The sequence below is a fragment of the Allobosea vaviloviae genome, assembly GCF_001298265.1.
GTDB lineage: Bacteria > Pseudomonadota > Alphaproteobacteria > Rhizobiales > Beijerinckiaceae > Allobosea > Allobosea vaviloviae_B.
Genome location: NZ_LGSZ01000078.1, coordinates 58,482 through 76,814, shown reverse-complemented (window position 1 = coordinate 76,814; position 18,333 = coordinate 58,482). Strand labels below are relative to the sequence as shown.

At 68.5% G+C, this 18,333-nt stretch carries 16 protein-coding genes and 1 tRNA gene; 8 read left to right on the top strand and 9 right to left on the bottom strand.

Annotated elements, in window-relative coordinates; translation table 11 throughout:
• Positions 1-30: 30 nt before the first annotated feature.
• On the bottom strand, positions 31-798 hold the full coding sequence (locus AE618_RS24380; RefSeq protein WP_054211665.1) for an alpha/beta fold hydrolase: 768 nt from the start codon (positions 796-798) through the stop codon (positions 31-33).
• Positions 799-895: 97 nt separating this feature from the next.
• Between AE618_RS24380 and AE618_RS24375 the strand changes: the two genes are divergently transcribed.
• The 4 genes from AE618_RS24375 to AE618_RS24360 all read left to right on the top strand — a co-directional run bounded on the left by AE618_RS24375 (position 896) and on the right by AE618_RS24360 (position 3,928).
• On the top strand, positions 896-1,900 hold the full coding sequence (locus AE618_RS24375; protein WP_197280877.1) for a DUF1624 domain-containing protein: 1,005 nt from the start codon (positions 896-898) through the stop codon (positions 1,898-1,900).
• Positions 1,901-1,984: 84 nt separating this feature from the next.
• A complete protein-coding gene (locus AE618_RS24370; protein ID WP_054211663.1) occupies positions 1,985-2,236 on the top strand; it encodes a zinc-finger domain-containing protein in 252 nt (83 codons plus the stop codon).
• A 112-nt stretch (positions 2,237-2,348) separates the two neighbouring features.
• Entirely contained in the window at positions 2,349-3,527 is a 1,179-nt protein-coding gene (locus tag AE618_RS24365) for an FAD-dependent monooxygenase (protein ID WP_248311008.1), read from the top strand.
• Between the two features lie 83 nt (positions 3,528-3,610).
• The gene (locus tag AE618_RS24360) at positions 3,611-3,928 is read left to right on the top strand and encodes a hypothetical protein (RefSeq protein ID WP_054211661.1); all 318 of its coding nucleotides are present in this window, start codon (positions 3,611-3,613) and stop codon (positions 3,926-3,928) included.
• A 9-nt stretch (positions 3,929-3,937) separates the two neighbouring features.
• Here the strand turns inward: AE618_RS24360 and chrA are convergent, their stop codons facing one another.
• The 3 genes from chrA to AE618_RS24345 all read right to left on the bottom strand — a co-directional run bounded on the left by chrA (position 3,938) and on the right by AE618_RS24345 (position 7,551).
• Positions 3,938-5,332, bottom strand: coding sequence for a chromate efflux transporter (chrA, locus tag AE618_RS24355; RefSeq protein WP_054211660.1), 1,395 nt, complete (start codon positions 5,330-5,332; stop codon positions 3,938-3,940).
• A 10-nt stretch (positions 5,333-5,342) separates the two neighbouring features.
• A complete protein-coding gene (locus AE618_RS24350; protein WP_054211659.1) occupies positions 5,343-6,161 on the bottom strand; it encodes a chromate resistance protein ChrB domain-containing protein in 819 nt (272 codons plus the stop codon).
• 127 nt (positions 6,162-6,288) lie between these two features.
• A complete protein-coding gene (locus AE618_RS24345; RefSeq protein WP_054211750.1) occupies positions 6,289-7,551 on the bottom strand; it encodes a hemolysin family protein in 1,263 nt (420 codons plus the stop codon).
• A 152-nt stretch (positions 7,552-7,703) separates the two neighbouring features.
• Between AE618_RS24345 and AE618_RS24340 the strand changes: the two genes are divergently transcribed.
• A complete protein-coding gene (locus AE618_RS24340; RefSeq protein ID WP_054211658.1) occupies positions 7,704-8,357 on the top strand; it encodes a DUF938 domain-containing protein in 654 nt (217 codons plus the stop codon).
• A gap of 14 nt (positions 8,358-8,371) precedes the next feature.
• On the opposite strand, the gene AE618_RS24335 is transcribed toward AE618_RS24340, so the two are convergent.
• The 3 genes from AE618_RS24335 to AE618_RS24325 all read right to left on the bottom strand — a co-directional run bounded on the left by AE618_RS24335 (position 8,372) and on the right by AE618_RS24325 (position 10,991).
• Positions 8,372-8,458, bottom strand: a tRNA-Leu gene (locus AE618_RS24335).
• Between the two features lie 267 nt (positions 8,459-8,725).
• On the bottom strand, positions 8,726-9,382 hold the full coding sequence (locus AE618_RS24330) for a DUF1190 domain-containing protein (RefSeq protein WP_054211657.1): 657 nt from the start codon (positions 9,380-9,382) through the stop codon (positions 8,726-8,728).
• Between the two features lie 28 nt (positions 9,383-9,410).
• A complete protein-coding gene (locus AE618_RS24325; protein ID WP_054211656.1) occupies positions 9,411-10,991 on the bottom strand; it encodes an AMP-binding protein in 1,581 nt (526 codons plus the stop codon).
• A gap of 202 nt (positions 10,992-11,193) precedes the next feature.
• On the opposite strand from AE618_RS24325, the gene AE618_RS24320 reads away from it, so the two are divergent.
• On the top strand, positions 11,194-12,372 hold the full coding sequence (locus AE618_RS24320) for an MFS transporter (protein ID WP_054211749.1): 1,179 nt from the start codon (positions 11,194-11,196) through the stop codon (positions 12,370-12,372).
• A 42-nt stretch (positions 12,373-12,414) separates the two neighbouring features.
• Here the strand turns inward: AE618_RS24320 and AE618_RS24315 are convergent, their stop codons facing one another.
• A complete protein-coding gene (locus tag AE618_RS24315) occupies positions 12,415-15,246 on the bottom strand; it encodes a phosphoenolpyruvate carboxylase (protein ID WP_054211655.1) in 2,832 nt (943 codons plus the stop codon).
• A 204-nt stretch (positions 15,247-15,450) separates the two neighbouring features.
• Here AE618_RS24315 and AE618_RS24310 point away from each other — a divergent pair, with 204 nt between their 5' ends.
• The gene (locus AE618_RS24310; RefSeq protein WP_054211654.1) at positions 15,451-16,653 is read left to right on the top strand and encodes a Zn-dependent hydrolase; all 1,203 of its coding nucleotides are present in this window, start codon (positions 15,451-15,453) and stop codon (positions 16,651-16,653) included.
• Between the two features lie 183 nt (positions 16,654-16,836).
• Positions 16,837-17,784, top strand: coding sequence for a DMT family transporter (locus AE618_RS24305; RefSeq protein WP_054211653.1), 948 nt, complete (start codon positions 16,837-16,839; stop codon positions 17,782-17,784).
• A gap of 12 nt (positions 17,785-17,796) precedes the next feature.
• Here the strand turns inward: AE618_RS24305 and AE618_RS24300 are convergent, their stop codons facing one another.
• Positions 17,797-18,288, bottom strand: a complete 492-nt coding sequence (locus tag AE618_RS24300) for a methyltransferase family protein (protein WP_082365544.1) — start codon at positions 18,286-18,288, stop codon at positions 17,797-17,799.
• Positions 18,289-18,333 lie beyond the last annotated feature (45 nt).

The window sequence follows — 18,333 nt, the reverse complement described above, 5'->3', positions numbered from 1 at the left end:
CCATGATGCTTCCGAACGGCAGCTTCATTCTCACAAACGCGACAGAAAGTCGAGAACAGCCTGCTTGTGGCTCTTGTCGCCGACAGCGAGATTGTGGTCGCGGCCCTCGACATCAAAGGCCTCCGCGCTTGGAATCAACCTCGCCAGCTCAGGCCCGGAGCCCGCGACGTCGTCCTTGGTGCCGACGCTGACGAGCGTCGGGACAGTGATGTGCCCGACCTCGGCTGCACTCAGCGTCTGGCGCGAGCCCCTGATGCAGGCGGCCAGCGCCCTGAGATCGCTCTTGGTCGCATCGGCGAAGGCCCGGAACATCCGCTGCATCGGATCGGTCAGGTCGTCGAGCGAGGGCGCCTCCATCGCATCGGCAATGCCGAGCGGCAGGCCGACGCCCTCGACCAGATGGATGCCGAGCCCGCCGAGCAGCAGTGCCGTCAGCCGTTGCGGATGGGCCAGCGCCAGATGCGCCGAAATCCGCGCGCCCATCGAATAGCCCATCACGGCCGCGCGCGGGATATCGAGATGGTCCATCAGCCGGCGCACATCCTCGGCCATGATCTGGGATGAATAGGCGGCTGGGTCGTAGAGCTTCTCGCTCTGGCCATGGCCGCGATTGTCGAGCGCGACGACGCGGTAGCCGGCATGGGTCAGCGTCTTCGTCCACTGCGTGTTGACCCAGTTGACCATGTGGCTGGAGCCGAAGCCGTGGACGAGCACGACCGTCTCGTATTTGGGCGTATCGCCCGTCGGGGCGAGATCGATGAAGGCGAGTTCAACGCCGTCGGATGAAAAGCTCTGCATGGCAACCGTCGTGATCAGCGATAGCGAGGCCCTTCACTTGGCATGCCAAACGCGCTTTGGGTAGCGGCCTCGATGCGAGCTGCCTATGAAGACGGCCATGACCGAGATCACGTCCCCTGACGCACCGCCCCCCATCGCACCGCCGCCGCCGCCGCCGCGCTCGCGTCTCGACGTCGTCGATCTGGCGCGCGGTATCGCTCTCCTGGCGATGTTCGTCTTCCACTTCGCCTACGACCTCTCCTATTTCGGGCTGATCGAGACGCATGTCCCCTCCGAGCCCGGCTGGCGCTGGTTCGCGCGCCTGATCGCCGGCTCCTTCCTGACGCTGGTCGGTATTAGCCTCGTTCTGGCGACACGCCACGGGCTGAACCACCGGGCCTATCTGAAGCGCCTGGCCATGGTCGTCGCAGCGGCCGCGCTGGTAACGCTGGGCACATTCGTGTTCATGCGCCAGAGCTTCATCTTCTTCGGCATCCTGCACCAGGTCGCGCTGGCCAGCGTGCTGGCGCTGCCTTTCCTGCGCCTGCCGGTAATGGCTGTCGCGGGGACGGCCGTCATCGTCTTCGCCCTGCCCTTTCTGGTCGCCCACCCGGTTCTCGACGAGCCCCTGCTCGCCTGGCTCGGCTTCTCGCAGGTGCCGATCGCGACGGCCGATTTCGTCCCGGTCTTCCCCTGGTTCGGCTGCGTGCTCGGCGGCATCATCATGGCGCGCCTGGGGCTGCCGGCGCTGGAGGCCTCCCGCATCGGCCGCTGGCGCCCCGATGCCGCGCCGGCCCGGCTCGTCGTCTGGGGCGGACGGCACAGCCTCCTGGTCTATCTCGTCCACCAGCCCGTCTTCATCGGCGCCCTGATGCTCGCCTTGCAGGTCGTGCCGCCACCGCCGGCTTCGCCGGAGCGGCCCTTCATGCTCGCCTGCCAGCGCAACTGCGCGCAGGGAAGCCTGAGCGCCGACGCCTGCGAGCGCCTCTGCGCCTGCACGGTCGATTCGCTGAAGCGCGAGGATCTTTGGCAAAAGGTCATCGGCAACACGACCGATACGGCGGACGGCGAGCGCATCTCGGCGCTGGCGCGGTCCTGCCTGCGCCCGCTCGCACCCCGCTGAGACAATCGCGCACTGGCGCGCGGCCCCGCAGCGCGGTAGTTTGCGCCGACATCAGGCAACACCTCTCAAGGCTGAGCGACGATCATGGCCGATCACGGCATTCCGCATTTCCACAACGACGCTGGCGTGGCCGTCATTCATGTCGGCGCGCATGAGTTCATGTGCATCGGAGCCAAGCCGCCCTTCGACCATCCCCATGTCTATCTCGACATGGGCGCCGACCACGAAATCGTCTGCCCCTATTGCTCGACGCTGTTCAAATACGACGCCTCGCTGAAGGCCGGCGCCTGCTCGCCGCCGGACTGCGCGCATCACGAGGCGGCCAAAGCTGCCTGAAAGATGTCTGCCTGATACAGGCAGTGCGAGACGCCAGCCTGACACCACCTCCAGCGCGGGTTCTGAGGGGCACCCGCGCCTGCCCTGATTCGACTGCGAAGGCCCTGTGCTTGTGTCTGCTCCTCATTTCCTGATCGCCGGCGCCGGAATCGGCGGGCTGACCATGGCCCTGTCCCTGGCCCGTCGCGGCATCTCCGTCACCGTCATCGAAAAGCGCACCGGCTTCGGCGAACTCGGCGCCGGCCTGCAGATTTCGCCGAACTCCGGCCGCGTACTGGACGGCCTCGACCTGACCTTGCCGCTGAAGCGCGTCAGCGTCAGCTCGCACGGATTGATCATCCGGCGCTGGGCCGACGGCCGCGAACTGCTGGAGATGCCGTCCGATCCGGCACGGCTGCCGACGCCGTTCCGGATGCTGAAGCGCAACGACCTCCACACCGTGCTGCTCGATGCCGCGCGCTCGATGCCCAATATCCGCCTCGTGGTCGGTCGCGGCGTGCAGGAGATCACCCAGGAGGAGGATGGCGTCTCGACCACCCTCACCGGCCAGAACGGCCAGTGGGAAAGCTTCCACGGGCTCGGACTGATCGGCGCCGACGGGCTGTGGTCGCGGGTGCGCGACCTCACCGGCGATACGTCCCCCCCGCTTTTTACCGGCTACGAGGCCTGGCGCGCGCTCGCACCGGGCACGAAGACCGACAAGCCCCGCGTCAACCTCCATCTCGGCGCCGGCAGGCATACGGTGCATTACCCTGTGGCAGCCGGCCGCGAGACCAATGTCGTCGTGGTCAGGCAGACCAAGGACGCTCGCGAGGGCTGGTCACGCGACGGCGACGTCGCCGTCCTGACCGATCATGTCGCGGGCGGCTCGCAGGCCCTGCGCGAACTCATCGCCTCGGCCCGGGACTGGCAGGTCTGGTCGCTGTTCGACCGCAGGCCCGCCGCCATGGCGAAGGGGCGGATCGCGCTTCTGGGCGACGCCGCCCATCCCGTCCTGCCCTTCCTCGCGCAGGGCGCCTCGCTGGCGATCGAGGATGCTGCGGTGCTAGCCCGCCTGTTGGCGAACGCCCTGGAGACCGACGGCGGACGCGGCGTGCCGGCGGCGATGGCGGCTTACGCGACAGCGCGAGCGGCCCGCGCCGCGCGCGTCCAGGATGCCAGCCGGAGCAATGGCCGGACCTATCATCTCGGCTGGCCCTGGAGCATCGGGCGCGACCTCGCGCTACGGCGCCTGGGCCCTGACGGGCTGCGCGCGCGCTATGGCTGGCTCTACGATTGGCACGACGAATGAGCGCGCAAAACTGACGTTGGGTGATCTCGTCTTCGCCGCATTTCGTCCCTAGATTCCGGTTTCCTCAAACGGACGAAAGCGACATGATCCGCGTCAATCTCTACGAGCAGCTCGGCGGCCGCACCGCCCGCATGCCGCGCTGGGCCGCCTGGCTGGCGATGGCAGCGAGCCTCGTCGTCGGCGTGGTGCTGTTCCTGGTCGCCGCCAGCCTCGCCTTGATCCTGATTCCGGTCGTCGCCATCGTCGGCACGATCGCGGTCTGGCGGCTGCGCAGCCGCTTGAAGGCCGCTGGCTTCGGCGATCCCGGCCCGTTCCCGCAGCAGGGGCGCCAGACCGGCCCTGCCGAGATCATCGACGCCGAATACAGGGTGATCGAGCCCGGCGAGCCGCCGCGCCGCTGATCGCGCGGCTCAGGGCGCCAGCCGCGTCAGGACGACGCCGGCTGCCGCGCAGGCTGCGAGCGTCGGGATCATCCCGATCTTGAAGCGCAGCATCGCGACCATCGCGCCGGCAGAGAGCAGCGCCGCCCGCCAGTCGAGCGAGGCGAGAACCGGCCAGTCCGGCGACAGGCCGAGGATGTCGACCGCCCTCACCTGCGCAAACAGCACATGCAGGCCAAACCACAGCGCCAGGTTCATGATCACGCCGACGACAGCCGCCGTGATCGCACCGAGCGCGGCCGAAAGCCCCTTGTTGCAGCGCAGCGCCTCGACATAAGGCGCGCCGAGGAAGATCCACAGGAAGCACGGCGCAAACGTCACCCACAGCGTGAGCAGCGCGCCGAGACCGCCTGCGAGCAAGGGCGGCAGGTCTCCCGGCGCACGAAACCCGGCCAGGAAGCCGACGAACTGCAGCACCAGGATCAGCGGTCCCGGAGTCGTTTCGGCGAGGCCCAAGCCATCGATCATCTCGCCCGCCAGCAGCCAGCCATGGGTCTCGACAGCCGCCTGCGCGACATAGGCCAGCACCGCATAGGCGCCGCCGAAGGTCACCACCGCCATGGTGCTGAAGAAGCTGCCGAGCTGCGTCCAGACGCTGCCGCTGCCGGTCCAGAGCCGCAGCAGCAGCACGGGTCCGAGCCAAAGCGGCAGCCAGACCGCGAGCGTCCGCAGCGCCTTGGCCGTCGAAGGCCGGACATGGCCGAGTTCGCCGCGCGCGAACAGACCATCGACGATGCCCGTCACCGCCGGCCCCGCCTTGCCGTGACCGGCCTGCGGTCCAAACAGCCTCGGCCACACACGGTGGCCGGCCCAACCGATCAGGCCCGCGACCAGGATGATCGCCGGAAACGGCGCCTTGAACAGGAAGATCGCGACGAAGGCGGCGACCGCAACCGCAACCATCGCACCGTTCTTCAGCGCCCGCCGGCTGATCCGCAGGCCCGCCTCGATCACCACCGCGAGCACCGCTGCCTTCACACCGAAGAACAGGCCATCAACGACGGGCACATCGCGATAGAGCACATAGAGGATGCTCAGGCCCAGCATCACCGCCGCGCCCGGCAGGATGAAGAGCAGCCCGGCGATCAGCCCGCCGAGCGTGCGGTGCATCAGCCAGCCGATATAGACCGCGAGCTGCTGCGCCTCGGGGCCGGGCAGCAGCATGCAGTAGTTCAGCGCATGCAGGAAACGCTCCTCGCCGATCCAGCGCCGCTCCTCGACCAGCTCCTTGTGCATCAGCGCGATCTGTCCGGCCGGCCCCCCAAAAGAGAGCAGGCCGATGCGCGCCCAGACGCGGGTCGCCTCCGACAGCGTCGGCATGGCGGCTGGGGCATCGATGTCCCTGTCAGTCGTCACGGTGGTCATGGCAGCAACCCTATGACGTCGCCGGCCCGACGGGCCAGTTATGGGTTTCCTCGCTCGCATCCCTGCACCAGCGATAGAACGCGTCATAGAGCAGCATGCCGGCGTTCAGCTGCGCGACATCATCCCTGAACATCCGCGACAGCCCCAGCGAGGCCGCCAGCAATCCCGCAGCCTGAGGCGCGCTGTCGAGCGCCGCGGTATCGGCGGCACGCACGATTCCCGCCAGCCGGTCGAGCGCCGGACTTGCAAGCCCGAACTCCTCGATCATCACGTCGAAGGTGCAGCGCTCGCCGCGATGACTCCAGAACACCCCGTCGATGTCGAATGGCGTCGCGCCGAAGCGGTCCGCCACATCCGCGACCTCGGACGGAGACACGAACAGGAACACAGCCTCGCGATCGACGAAGCGCCGGATCAGCCAGGGGCAGGCGATCCGGTCGACCTTCGGCCGGGTCCGCGTGACCCAGAGCGTGCGGCCCTTGGCGTCCCGCGGCGGCAGCCTTTCACTGGAGACCAGCAGGCCTCCCACAGCGCGCCACGCTTCGAAGCCGCCCGCCAGGTTCTCGGCCGCGACGCCGTGGTGGCGCAGCCAGGCGGCAACGCCTTCGCTGAGCTTCAGGCCGCGCTGGCACGACACGACGACGCGCCGGCCGGCATAGGCGCCGGCCCAATCGGCGACATCCTTGTGCGAACGCTGATCGGCGTTCGGCAGAAGCCGCGGATCGGCGGCGATATCCTCGGGAATGCGGACATCGATGATGACAGGCGCATCGGGCAGGCCGACGAGCCGGGACAATTGGGCAGCGCTGATCGAGATGTTGGAAGACATGGGCGTCCATCCTGAAACCGAGGAATATGGACGCGAGCCTTGGGCCGGAGCCTCACGGGGTCGTCGCGATGGAACCCCTTGCGCAGGGTTAGATCACGCCGTCCGTAGTGCCGTCAACGCGGGCGCATCAGTCGATCCGGCTGACCAGGATCTTGTCGATCCGGCGGCCGTCGAGATCGACGACCTCGAAGCGCCAGTGCCCCTTCTCGAAGACCTCGCCGACATTGGGCAGGTGGTTGAGTTCTGCCAGGATGAAGCCGGCGACCGTTTGGAAGTCGGCATCGCGGGGAATGTGGATGCCGAGCTCGTGCGAGAACTCGTCGACCTGCATCCAGCCGGCGACCAGCCAGGAACCGTCGGCGCGCGTCACGATCGGCGGCTCGTCTTCTTCCTCCTCCTGGAAGGCGCCGATGATCGCCTCGAGCACGTCGCCAGGCGTGATGATGCCCTCGAAATGCCCGTACTCGTCGAAGACCAGCGCCATGTGGACCCGCGAGGAGCGGATTTCACGCAGCACCTGCAGTGCGCCGGCCGTGTCCATCACCACCGGCGCCTCGTTGACCAGCCCGCGCAGATCATGCGTGCCGCCATCCGAGAGGAAGTCGATCAGGTCCTTGACCACGACGACGCCGATGATCGAATCCGCCTCGCCCTCCTGCACCGGCAGGCGCGAGCGCCGCGTCGCCCGCAGCTGGGCCCGGATCTCGTCGGCGCTGTCGGCGAGGTCGATGACCTCGACCTCGCGGCGCGGCGTCATCAGCGCCCGCGCCGAGCGGTCGGCGAGCCGCATCACGCCCGAGATCATCTCGCGCTCGTCGCGCTCCAGCACGCCGGCGGTCTCGGCCTCGGCGATGATGGTGCGGACCTCCTCTTCCGTGACCCGCTCCTCCGACTCGCCCTTCTGGCCGAGCAGGCTCAGCACGGCGCGGCCGGACAGATCGAGCAGGAAGACCAGCGGCGCGCCGACCTTCGCGATCAGCAGCATCGCCGGCGCAACGCGCGCAGCGACCCGCTCGGGATCGCGCAGCGCGATCTGCTTGGGCACGAGCTCGCCCAGGATCAGCGAGAGATAGGTGATGCCGACCACGACGATGCCGACACCGAAGCCATCGGACATCGCAGGCGTGAGCCCCTGCGTCGCCAGCCATTCAGACAGACGCGCGCCCAGCGTGGCGCCCGAAAAGGCGCCCGACAGCACACCGACCAGCGTGATGCCGATCTGGACCGTGGACAGGAAGCGTCCGGGGTTTTCCGCAAGTCGCAGCGCGGTGGTCGCGCCCTTGTTGCCTTGGTCGCTGAGAACCTTGAGTCGGGCCGGGCGGGACGAGACGACGGCGAGTTCAGACATGGCAAGGAGACCGTTGATCACGGTCAGGGCCACGACGATCAGTATCTCGGTTAACAAAACCAGTCCGTGCCATGCGTGGCCGCGCTTGTCGGCGGCCCGCTTCGAATGTCCTTATAGCGTATCGCAGTCCGCTGGCGATGGGGCGAGCGAAGATTCCTTGACGGGACGCCAGGAACGGGACGGCTGGAGCAGCGATGACGAACGCAACGAGCACGCTTTGGACACCCGGCCCGGAATGGACCCAGGCGAACGATCAACGCCTGTTTGCGCCCGCGACCCAGCGCAACCGCGATGCGATCCTGGATGTGCTGCGCGGAATCCTGCCCCGGCAGGGACTGGTCCTGGAGATCGCCAGCGGCTCCGGCGAGCATGCGATCCACTTCGCGCAAGCGCTGCCTTATCTCGTCTTCCAGCCGAGCGATCCGTCGCCGGAAGCGCTGACCAGCATCGCCGCCTGGACGCAAAGCTCCGGCGCCGGCAATGTCCGGCCGCCGCTGCTGATCGATGCGATGGCCGAGACCTGGCCACGGGAGGCCGCCGAGGCGATCCTCTGCATCAACATGATCCACATCGCGCCCTGGGCAGCGACACAGGGCCTGATCCGCCATGCAGGCCTGCTGCTGACGTCAGGCGCGCCCCTGATCCTCTACGGCCCGTTCAAGCGCGCAGGCCGTCCGCTGGAGCCCGGCAACGCCGCCTTCGATGCCAGCCTGCGCGAACGCAATGCGGCATGGGGCCTGCGCGAGCTGGACGAGGTGGCGGCGCTGGCGGCTGAGGCGGGCTTCGACGAGCCGGATGTGATCGAGATGCCGGCGAACAATCTCAGCGTGGTGTTCAGGAAGCGATAGAGCGTTGAACGGTTTGGTGCGGACGGCGGGGATCGAACCCGCATAGCCTTGCGGCTGAGAGATTTTAAGTCTCTTGCGTCTACCAGTTTCGCCACGTCCGCTTGGGCTGAGAGCGGTAGCGGGCACAGCCTCTACACGCAAGCGTGGCGGGGCAAGCGGGACGAATCCCTGCGAGGCTGGGCTGGTTCCCTGCCCCCCGCTTGCGGTGGGGAAGGGTTAGGGATGGGGGGGCCGCAAAGCCGGAGCGCTCTCCTTGATCGTCTCGCCGAGCGGCACTGCCCCCCACCCCGGCCCTCCCCACCCCAAGCGGGGGGAGGGAGAAGACGCGTCCGCCCAAAACGCGTGTGGCAAGTGCCGGCGAAAGCCCGTCAGCGCCGGGCCGGCTTGTACCATTCGACGCCGTCGGGATCGACATAGAGGCCCGGCGCCACGTCCGAGCCGATGGCCTTCTGCTGCATCGGCACGCGCACCGTGTCGTCGCGGTCGCCGCGCTTCACATAGGGGCCGCTGCTCTGTTGCGCGGCATGGCCATGCCCGCCGCGCGAGGCGGCGAGCCCGACTGTGCCCTGGCGGCCGGCCACCTTGTCCTGCAATTCGGTCACGGGGCGCCCGGCGAAGGGGATGCGCCCTGCGCCCTCGATCACCGGCCAGGCGCGGCGGGCAGTGCCCTCGCCGGTGATGCGGACGCCGGTGAAGCGCGGCACATAGGTCGCGCCGCCCTTGCCGAAGGAGTCCCAGCCGGCGTTCGAGACCATCTGCGCGCCGCAGCGCTTGTGACTGCGCTCGCACAGGACGCGCGAGGCATAGCGCGGCGCCTTCTGCTCGAATTCGGCCCGCGCGTTGCGATAGGCGAACTCGCACTGCTCCGCGCTCAGCACCGCCGCCTGGATGCATTCGTGGCGCCGCTCATAGACGGCGCCCGGCGTCTGCGCCGAAAGATCGGCCGGCGCGGCGAGCGACAGCATCGGCGCGAGCGCGGCCAGGCGCAGGGTCGACAGGAGCGAAGAGGCCGAGGCGATGATCATGCGGTGCAACATCATCACAATTGTGGCTTTACAAAAGCGAGCGACGCGATGCGGCGAGTTCCGTCGTCGCGGCATAATCGATCTTGCCGTTGCCGAGCACCGGAATCGAGTTCGTTACCAGGATAGCGCGCGGCACCCACAATTCCGGGAAGCCCTGCGCCTTCGCAGTTTCCTGCAGCGCGCCACGCTCGGCATTCGGCTTTTCGGTGACGAGCACGAGCTGCTCGCCCTTGCGCGCATCCGGCAGCGCCACGACGACATGGTTCTGGTCGGGCCATAAGCCGGAGATCATCGATTCGACCGCCGCCAGCGAGACCATCTCGCCGCCGAGCTTGGCGAAGCGCTTGGCCCGGCCCTTGATGACGACGAAGCCGTCGTCGAGCGTGACGATGTCGCCGGTGTCGTGCCAGCCGCCCTGCGGCGGCAAGAGCTTGCCAGGCGCCTCGGTGCTGAGATAGCCGGCCATGATGTTGGGTCCGCGCACGCAGAGCTTGCCCCCCTCGGTGATGCCCTCGACCGGCTCGAGCCGCGCCTCGATGCCGGGCAGGAGCCGCCCGACGCTGCCGTCGCGCATGGCCACGGGCGTGTTGCAGGCGAGAACCGGAGAGCATTCCGTGCAGCCATAGCCCTCCAGGATCGTGGTGCCATAGGGCTCCCACATCCGGCGCGTATCCGGCTTCACGCGCTCGGCTCCGGCCACGACATAGCGCACGCTCTTGAGGTCGTCTGGATCTGCCGCGCGCGCATAGCCTTGCAGGAAGGTGTCGGTCGCGAACAGGAAGGTGCAGCCGGTCTCGCCGATCAGCTTGGGCACCTGCTTGTAGTGCAGCGGGCTCGGATAGAGCACGACCTTCATGCCCGAGAGCAGCGGCATCAGCATGCCCGCCGTCAGCCCGAAGGAATGGAAGGCCGGCAGCGGGTTCATGACGATGTCGCGCTCGGACAGGAAGCCGGCGGCGAGCGCGAAGATCTGGCGCGCATTCGAGACGAGATTGGCGTGGCTCAGCACGACGCCCTTGGGCTTGCCTTCGGTGCCGGAGGTGAACAGCACGACGGCGGGATCGTCCGGCGCGGCCTCATGGGGACGGTGCGCCAGGCCGGGCACGAGGCTCGCCAGCACGCCGATCGCCTTGTCGAGGCTGGTGATCTCCTTGCGGATATCCTCCAGATAGACGATCCGCCGGCCTTCCCCCAGCACCGCCAGCTCTTCGTCGAGCTTGGCCTGGTCGACGAAGCGGCGCGAGGTCACGATCGTCCTGAGCTCGGCGAGTTCACCGGCCGCGCGCAGATTCTTGACGCCTGCGGTGAAGTTCAGAAGCGCCGGCACACGCCCATAGGCAGAGAGCCCCATCAGCGTCACCGCCATGGCCTGCACGTTCGGCAGCAGCATGCCGACATGCTCCCCGGCTTTCGTCAGCCCGGCGAGCTTGCGGCCGAGCACCAGCGCGCCCAGCACGAGATTGCCATAGCTCAGCGGCTTGCGCTCGGGGTCCTCCAGCGCGATCCGCGCCTTGCCATGGCGCGAGACCGCCTGCAGCAGGGCCCGAAACAGGGTGATGCGCGCGCCCGCTTCATCGAAGACGGGCAGGTGTCGATCGGCGTCGGCCATGCTTGGCTCGGCTCCCGGTTGGCGTTCCTCTTGGCTTCTGACTTAAGCAGATCGGGCGACGTTGCAATGAAAAGCCGTTGGAGAAGGCGCTTTTGGGACAGCAATTCAGAGGCCGAGAATCGTCCACGAGCCGCTATGGCTCTTGCCAATTCCCCTGGGTTAAGCGACCACGATCAGCCCCTTGCGCCAGGTCGCCTCAGCCATGCCGAAAGCCGCCCGTTCCTCCGAAATCGGCCTGCTCTATGGCATCGGCGTCGTGCAGGGACTGGCGCTGATCTCCTTTCCGGCTGCGAGCGCGATCCTCGTCAGCCCCTCCGGCTTTGCGCTCTCGAGCACGCAATATGGCGCGATGTTCATTCCGCAGGTCGTGCTGGCGATCCTGGCCTCCGCCTTTGGATCGACCCTGTCGCGCCGGCTCGGGCTTGGCCGCGTGCTCCAGCTCGGCCTTGCCGCCAATCTCGGCTCGATGGCGCTGTTGACCGTGGGGTCGCTGCTGATGGGCTCGCCGGCGGCGTTCGTCGTCCTGCTCTGCGCGACCGCACTGCTCGGCCTCGGCTTCGGTGCAACGGCCATGACGATCAACACGCTCGTCCAGCGCCTCTCCGAGCCGGCGCGGCAGGACGGCAATGTGCTGGCCCTGAATGCGCTGATCGGGCTGGGCACCGCGCTGGCGCCGCTGCTGATCGCGCTGTTCACGCGGATCGCCGCCTGGTGGGCGCTGCCGGCACTGATGACGTTGAGCCTGGCCGCGCTCCTGGTCACGACGCTGCGCACCCGCCTCGACGCCGCCATCGACGACGCGCGCCACGGCCAGGGCTGGCCGGCCCGCTTCTGGGTCTATGCCGCGCTGGTCCTGCTGTACGGCATCGTCGAGAGCCTGAGCGGCAACTGGGCGACGCTCTATCTCACCAACCAGCGCCAGGTCTCGGCCGAGAACGCCTCCTTCGCGCTCACCGCCTTCTGGATCATGCTAACGCTCGGCCGCATCGGCTTCGCCATGCTGGCACGCCGTCTGCCGGTGGCGGTCGCTCTGGTCGCGCTGCCGCTCCTGCTGGCGGTCGCCTTCCAGATCGTGGCGCAGGTGCAGGCTGCAGGGGCGGGCATTGCCGCCTTCGCGCTCGCCGGCCTGGCCTGCTCGGCCATCCTACCCTTGGCGCTGAGTTTCGCCGGAAAGGAGCTTCCGGGCGACCCGGCCGCGACGCTCGGCGCCCTGATCGCCTTCTACCAGATCGGCTATGGCATGGCGGCGTTCGGCGGCGGCCCGCTGCTCGACCGCGCCGGCCTCGCCTATTCGTCGCTGTTCTCGCTCGGCAGCCTGGCGGCGCTGGCGCTGGCGGCCGTCTCCTTCGCAGTCATCGGGACCAAGCCCGCAAGGGCCTGAGCGAGCAGGCTCAACTCCGCCGCAGAGCCGCGCCCAACGCGATCAGCCAAACGCCCCGATCTCGTGCTGGATCGCGCCCGAAATCTCGCGCAGCAGCTCGAACAGGGCCTGCATCGGCGCGATCACGTCGCGATGCAGGGCTTCATAGGTTCCGCCCTCGCGCGGGCCGGGCGGTTCGCCGAAATCGAGCCCGATCGTCGGGTCGGGCTTGAGCGGGAAGATGTCCGCCAGCAGCGACAGCGACGCCGGCACGTCGAGCCGCAGCAGCCGCTCCATCAGCGTCTCGCGGGTCATCCCTGCATGCGGCCGGAAATCCGGGATATGGCTGGCGAGCAGCCAGATGCTGTGCATCGCCGCCAGCCGCAGCGCATGCAGCGCCACCAGACTGGCCGGCATCTCCGGCGTGGCTTTCGTCGCGACCCGCAGCTTCAAGGCATCCGACGAGAGCCGCCAGAACAGCCGCCGCAATGCCGGCGCCAGTTCGAGCCGCGACAGCGCCTCGCCGACCGCCAGCAGTTCGTCGCGGCGACCTTCCTTGACCGTCCGCCGCGCCCGGTCGAACCAGCTGCCGGGGTCGAGCGAATCGAGATAGGCCCGCAGCACGTCGAGATCGCTCGCCGCCATCGCGTGCTCGGCAAGGCGATAGGCCCGGTCGAAGCGGTCGGAGCGCTCGCGCATCGCGTTGAACAGGTCCGGCGCGCGCGACGCCGCCTGGCCGATGCCGTGGACGCTGTTGGCGAGCCAGCCGAGCTGCTGCAGGATCGCGTTGTTGGGGATGGCGCGCAGCTCGCGCGGATGGCGGATGCGCGTCGGCCCGCCCGCATCGCTCTGGCGCGCGGCGGGGCGCGAGCCGGTCTTGTCGAGCAGCGAGGGCCCGAAGGTGCCGATCAGCGCGGCATAGCCGGGATCGTCGACGAGCGTCGTCATCTCTTCGCGCACCGTCTGGAAGAACTCGGTCGCGAAGTCCGGCTCGTCATAGATCGGGTCTGGCACCGGCTGGTCGGCGGTGGCCAGCACGGCTTCCGCAATGCGCCCGACCGTCGCCGCGGCCAGCTTCGGCGTGCCGAACAGCATATAGCCGTCGCTGCCCTGGAAGCTGGTCTCGCGCACCGTCTTCACGCCGGCCTTGGCGAAGGCCTGACGCGCCCAGGCGGGTTCGAGATAGGCCAGCCGGTCGGCGAGACTGCCGGGATGGGCGCCGCGACCGGCGGATTCGCCATGGGTGTCGAAGATCACCAGTTCGACATCGGCGAGGTCGTAGCGGACCAGGAGGTCGCAGATGCGCACACGCAGCCGCTCGATCCAGAAGGTCGCGGCGACCTGGCCGATATAGCGCCCGGAATCCGAATAGCCGAACTGGACGCTGAACCGCCCCTGGCGCTTGAGATAGCTACGGAAATGCGGGCTGCGCAGTGCCTCGTCGATGATGCGCGGCCCCTGCTCCAGAGCGTCGGCGGTCTCGAACAGCGGCGAGATCTCGACCCGGTCGGCAATGCCGAAGCGGCTGGCGAGCCAGAGCGCGCAGAGCAGCGTGTAGCCGGTCTCCGTCTCGGCCACGAGGAAGCGCACCGCCTTGGTGCCGTCGACATGCTTCACGATCTGCGCGATCGTCATCAGCATGCGCGTCGCCGAGGCACGCTCGGCCGCCAGCGCGCCGAAATCGATCGCGATCGGCTCGACCTTGGCGAGCGCCGCATTGACCGCCGTCAGGAAGGCCCGCCGCTGAGCCGGTTGCGTCGGCTCCTCGTCGAGCGGAATGACCGCGCGCATCGCATTGTGGAGCTGCGAGGCGTTGAGCCGGAAATGCGGCAGCGCGATCGAGACGCCATGGGCGACGCAGCCCGCCTTGACCAGGCAGAGCGCCATCGTCGTCTCGTCGTCGGCCGATAGCGCGATGGCCTCGTCCAGCGCCGCGATCAGGCGCGAGGCCTCGGGCAGCGCCATCTCGCGCTCATGAACCAGCGCCAGCGCGAAGGCCTGCAAGGCCTGCAGCGTCGGCTGCGAGGTGATCGGCGGGGCCAGCGCGAGCTGCCGGTCGACCGCCGCCAGCGCTTGGCCGACGAGGTCGCGCACGCCTACGGTCGCCGCATTCTCGGGCAGCTTCTCGAGGATGCGGGAGAACTGCCCCTGCTTCGATTCCAGCCGGTAGCGCAGCGTGTCCCACCAGCCGATATCGGTGCGCCCGTCGGTGTCGCAGCCGACCCAGGAGCCCAGGATCACCGGCCGCGGCGCGAGCTGCGCCCAGCGCTCCGGCCAGCGTTCGCGGGCGACGCGCAGCACGGCTGCATTGAGCGCGTCGATCGCGTCGCGGGCATGGCGCACCGCGTAGCGCGCCTGCTCGAACTCGTCCTGCAGGGTGATCTTGCCATCGGGTCGGAAGGACAACTGGGAATCGTCGATCACGCTGTCGCCGGCGTGGCCGCCGGAAGCGAGGTCTGCCAGCGCATGCGCAACCTTGCGGCTCATGCCGAAGGTTGGATGGGCTGTGAAGACGGCCGCGAAGCGCACACGCTCGACATCGACCTTGAAGCACTCGAAGGGGTCGGCCTGCGCCTGGACGGCATCCGCCAGCCCTTCGGCCAGCGTGGCGAAAGCCTGCTCGCCAACTCCGTCCAGGCCGACATAGGCCGCGACACGGCGGGCTCTTTGCCGCATCGCCTCGCGGCCGAGCAGCCTGACGAGGTCCTGCGCCACCTCGACCGGAAGCTCGCCGCGATCCATCCGGCGCGTCAGCCAGAGCGTCACCCGCAGCACCGGATTGCCGAACGGGTCCTCGCGCGAATCGCTGCGCGCCTGCGCGATCTCGGCCTGGAGCTTGGCCGCGAGCCCCACCGCCACTTCGCCCGACATCGCATCCCCTGCCCTATCGTCCATGACCTTCGCCTCCCTGTCCGACACGAGGCAAGTTTCGGACCGATAGGCGAGGTGCGCGCCCGTCCGCCGCGGCATAGGGCTTGTGCCTCGCCATCGGACAGGTTCTTTGCCGATGCGGCACGTCTCTTGCTCCAATGGGATGCGGCCAACAGTCCGTCACACCCGACGCCGGCCTCCCGCGTCAGCCTCGAAAGCGCGCCAGCCATGCCTCCCGTCGATACCGCCGCATTTCTGCGGGACCTTTACGAGTTGCGCCGGATCGGCGCCTTCCGGACCGGCGTTCATCGGCCGACTTATTCGCCTGAGGACATGGAGTCTCGCCGCTGGCTCGTCGCGAAGCTGACCGAATGCGGGCTCGACGCCGCGATCGACGGTATCGGCAATGTCTATGGCCGCCATCGCGGGCAAGGCCCCCATCTCCTCGCCGGCAGCCATATCGAATCGCAGAACGAGGCCGGGTGGCTCGACGGCGCGCTGGGCGTCGTCGCCGGCCTGGCGCTCGCCCGCGCCGGCCTGCCGGTCGATGTCTGTGCGTTCGCCGATGAGGAGGGCCATTTCAACATCGGCTTTCCCGGCAGCCGCTCGATCATCGGCGAGCTCGGCGAGGACGATATCGACCGCGCCACCAACCGCACCGACGGGACCCCGATGCGCGATGCCCTGCGCGCGGCGGGTCTTGAGGGACTGCCGCGCCGGCAGCTCGAGCCCGGCCGCCACAAGGGCTATTTCGAGATGCATATCGAACAGGGCACGCAGCTCGAAGCCGCCGGCCTGCAGATTGGCGTGGTCACCGGCATCGTCGCGATCTGGCAATGGCGGATCGTCGTCGAGGGCCAGCAGGACCATGCCGGCGGTACCACCATGGCCGAACGCAGGGACGCTGGCTTGAGCGCCATCCGCCTGCTGGCGGCGATCGATGCCGAGTTCCCGCGCATCTGCGGGCAACGCACGACCTGGACGACAGGACGAATCCGTCTCGACCCGGGAGCGCCCAACATCATTCCCGGCCGCGCGGAGGTCCTGTTCCAGTTCCGCGACGTCTCTGTGCCTGTGCTTGAGCGGCTGGAAGCAGGCTTGCGCGCGCTGGTGCAGGAGGCCAACCGACGCGAGCGCTGCACCGTCACGCTCGAGCCGGTGTCGAAGGCCATTCCGGCGCTCTGCGATCCCGCGATGATGCAGGCCTTGTCGGACGCCGCCGCCGAACTCGCCCCTGCGGCCTGGCAGACGATGCCCTCCGGTGCCGGTCATGATGCCCAGGTCATCGCGCGGCGCATGCCCGCCGCAATGCTCTTCGTTCCCTCCATCGGCGGCATCTCGCACCATTGGAGCGAGGATACGAAGGACGCGGACCTGACCCTCGGAATGCAGGTCCTGCACCGCGCAGCCCAGCGCTTCCTCGCAAGCTAGCCGAGCCCCGGCCTTCTTACGGCATGCTGTGAGGGAAGACCCGTCAAGGCGCCCGCCCCCCTTGCCCTTGCACCACCGCGCGCGCCATAGCGGCGGCGAACCCGCCGGAACCGGCGCCCGGAGCATGGTTTGCGCTCGGGCGCAGGGCCGGCGCCCTGATCCGTCGCCGTTTGAAAGCCCGCCGTGACAGAGCGAGCCTCCCCTGCCGTCGACCTGCCCTCGACGGCGGCCACTGCAAGGCGGAGGCTCTGGCTCGGCATCGCCTGCGGATTGCTGACCAGCCTGATCTGGGGCGTGCAGGCGGTCGTCTCGCGCCAGTCCGTGGCGGATGGCCTGACCGCAGCCGACGTCACGATCTTGCGTTTCGCCGTCGCCTCGCTCCTGTTGCTGCCGCTCGCGCTGCGGCGGATGCGGCCCTTCCCCGTCGGCAGGCTTGGCTGGCGGCGCGCCGCGATCCTGACGGCGCTTGCCGGCGCGCCTTATGCGCTGGTGCTGGTCGGCGGAGCCGCCTTTGCGCCCGCCTTGCATGCCTCGGTGATCGTGCCGGGCCTGATTCCCGTCATGACCGTAGCGCTGGCCTTTGCGGTGCTCGGCGAGCGTCCGGGCATCCTGCGCATGATCGGGCTTGCCTTCGTTCTCGCCGGCATCGCCGCCTTCGGCTCGCAGGCCTTGGGCGGGGCAGCCTTGGGCGCGTCGGGCGCTGGCGAGCGGGCCTGGATCGGCGATCTGTTCTTCGTCGCCAATGCGGTGATGTGGTCGGTGTTCGGGCTCTTGGCGCGACGCTGGGGCACTGATGCCATCGACGTCACGATCGCAACCTGCCTGCTCTCGCTGCTCGTCCTGCCGGTCTTCGCGCTGACCATGCCGATGCGGATCAGTGAGGTCGTCTGGAGCGCGATCGCGCTGCAGGCCGTCTATCAGGGGGCGCTGGTCGGCGTCGGCGCGCTGTTTCTCTACACCAAATCGGTGGAGCTGCTGGGCGCGGCGCGGGCGACCCTGTTCCTGCCGCTGAACCCGGTCGTCACCGCGCTGGCCGGCGCGGCGCTGCTGGGCGAGTACCCGTCGCTGATCGAGGTGGCGGGCATGCTGCTGGTGATCGCGGGGATGAGCGTGGCGTTGCGGGCGCGCTGAGGACAGGCGCTCTCAGTGCCGACCGATCCAGCGGCGGACACGGCTGCGATAAGCGAGCCAAGCCGGCCCGAACAGGGCCTCCAGATGGCGTTCCTCGCGCTCGATGGCGAGTTTGAGCACGACGAGGGCCGCGAAAAGCCCCGTCACGATCAGCCAGAGATTGCCGAAGGCAAGACCGGCGCCGACCATCATCACCGTATTGCCGAGATAGATCGGGTTGCGGCTGATCGCGAAGGGACCGCTCTCGACCAGAGACGTCGCGGCGCGATGCGGCAGGATGTTGGCGCGCGCGCGCGCCATCGTCACCATGGCGGAAATATCGAAGCCTGCACCGACCAGAAGGAGGATCCACCCCACGACGTGAAGCGCTCCCCCGATCCGGGCCACATCCATGCCATGGGACAGCGGAACGACCTGCTGAAGCGCGATGGCGCACAGGATGGCCACCCCATAGAGGACCGGCGGCCAGGGAAAGCTGTTCGGCCGGTCCGTCCTGTCCATCATCGTAACCTCCTCCAGACCATCCCGGCTGATGACAGGCCCCTTGTG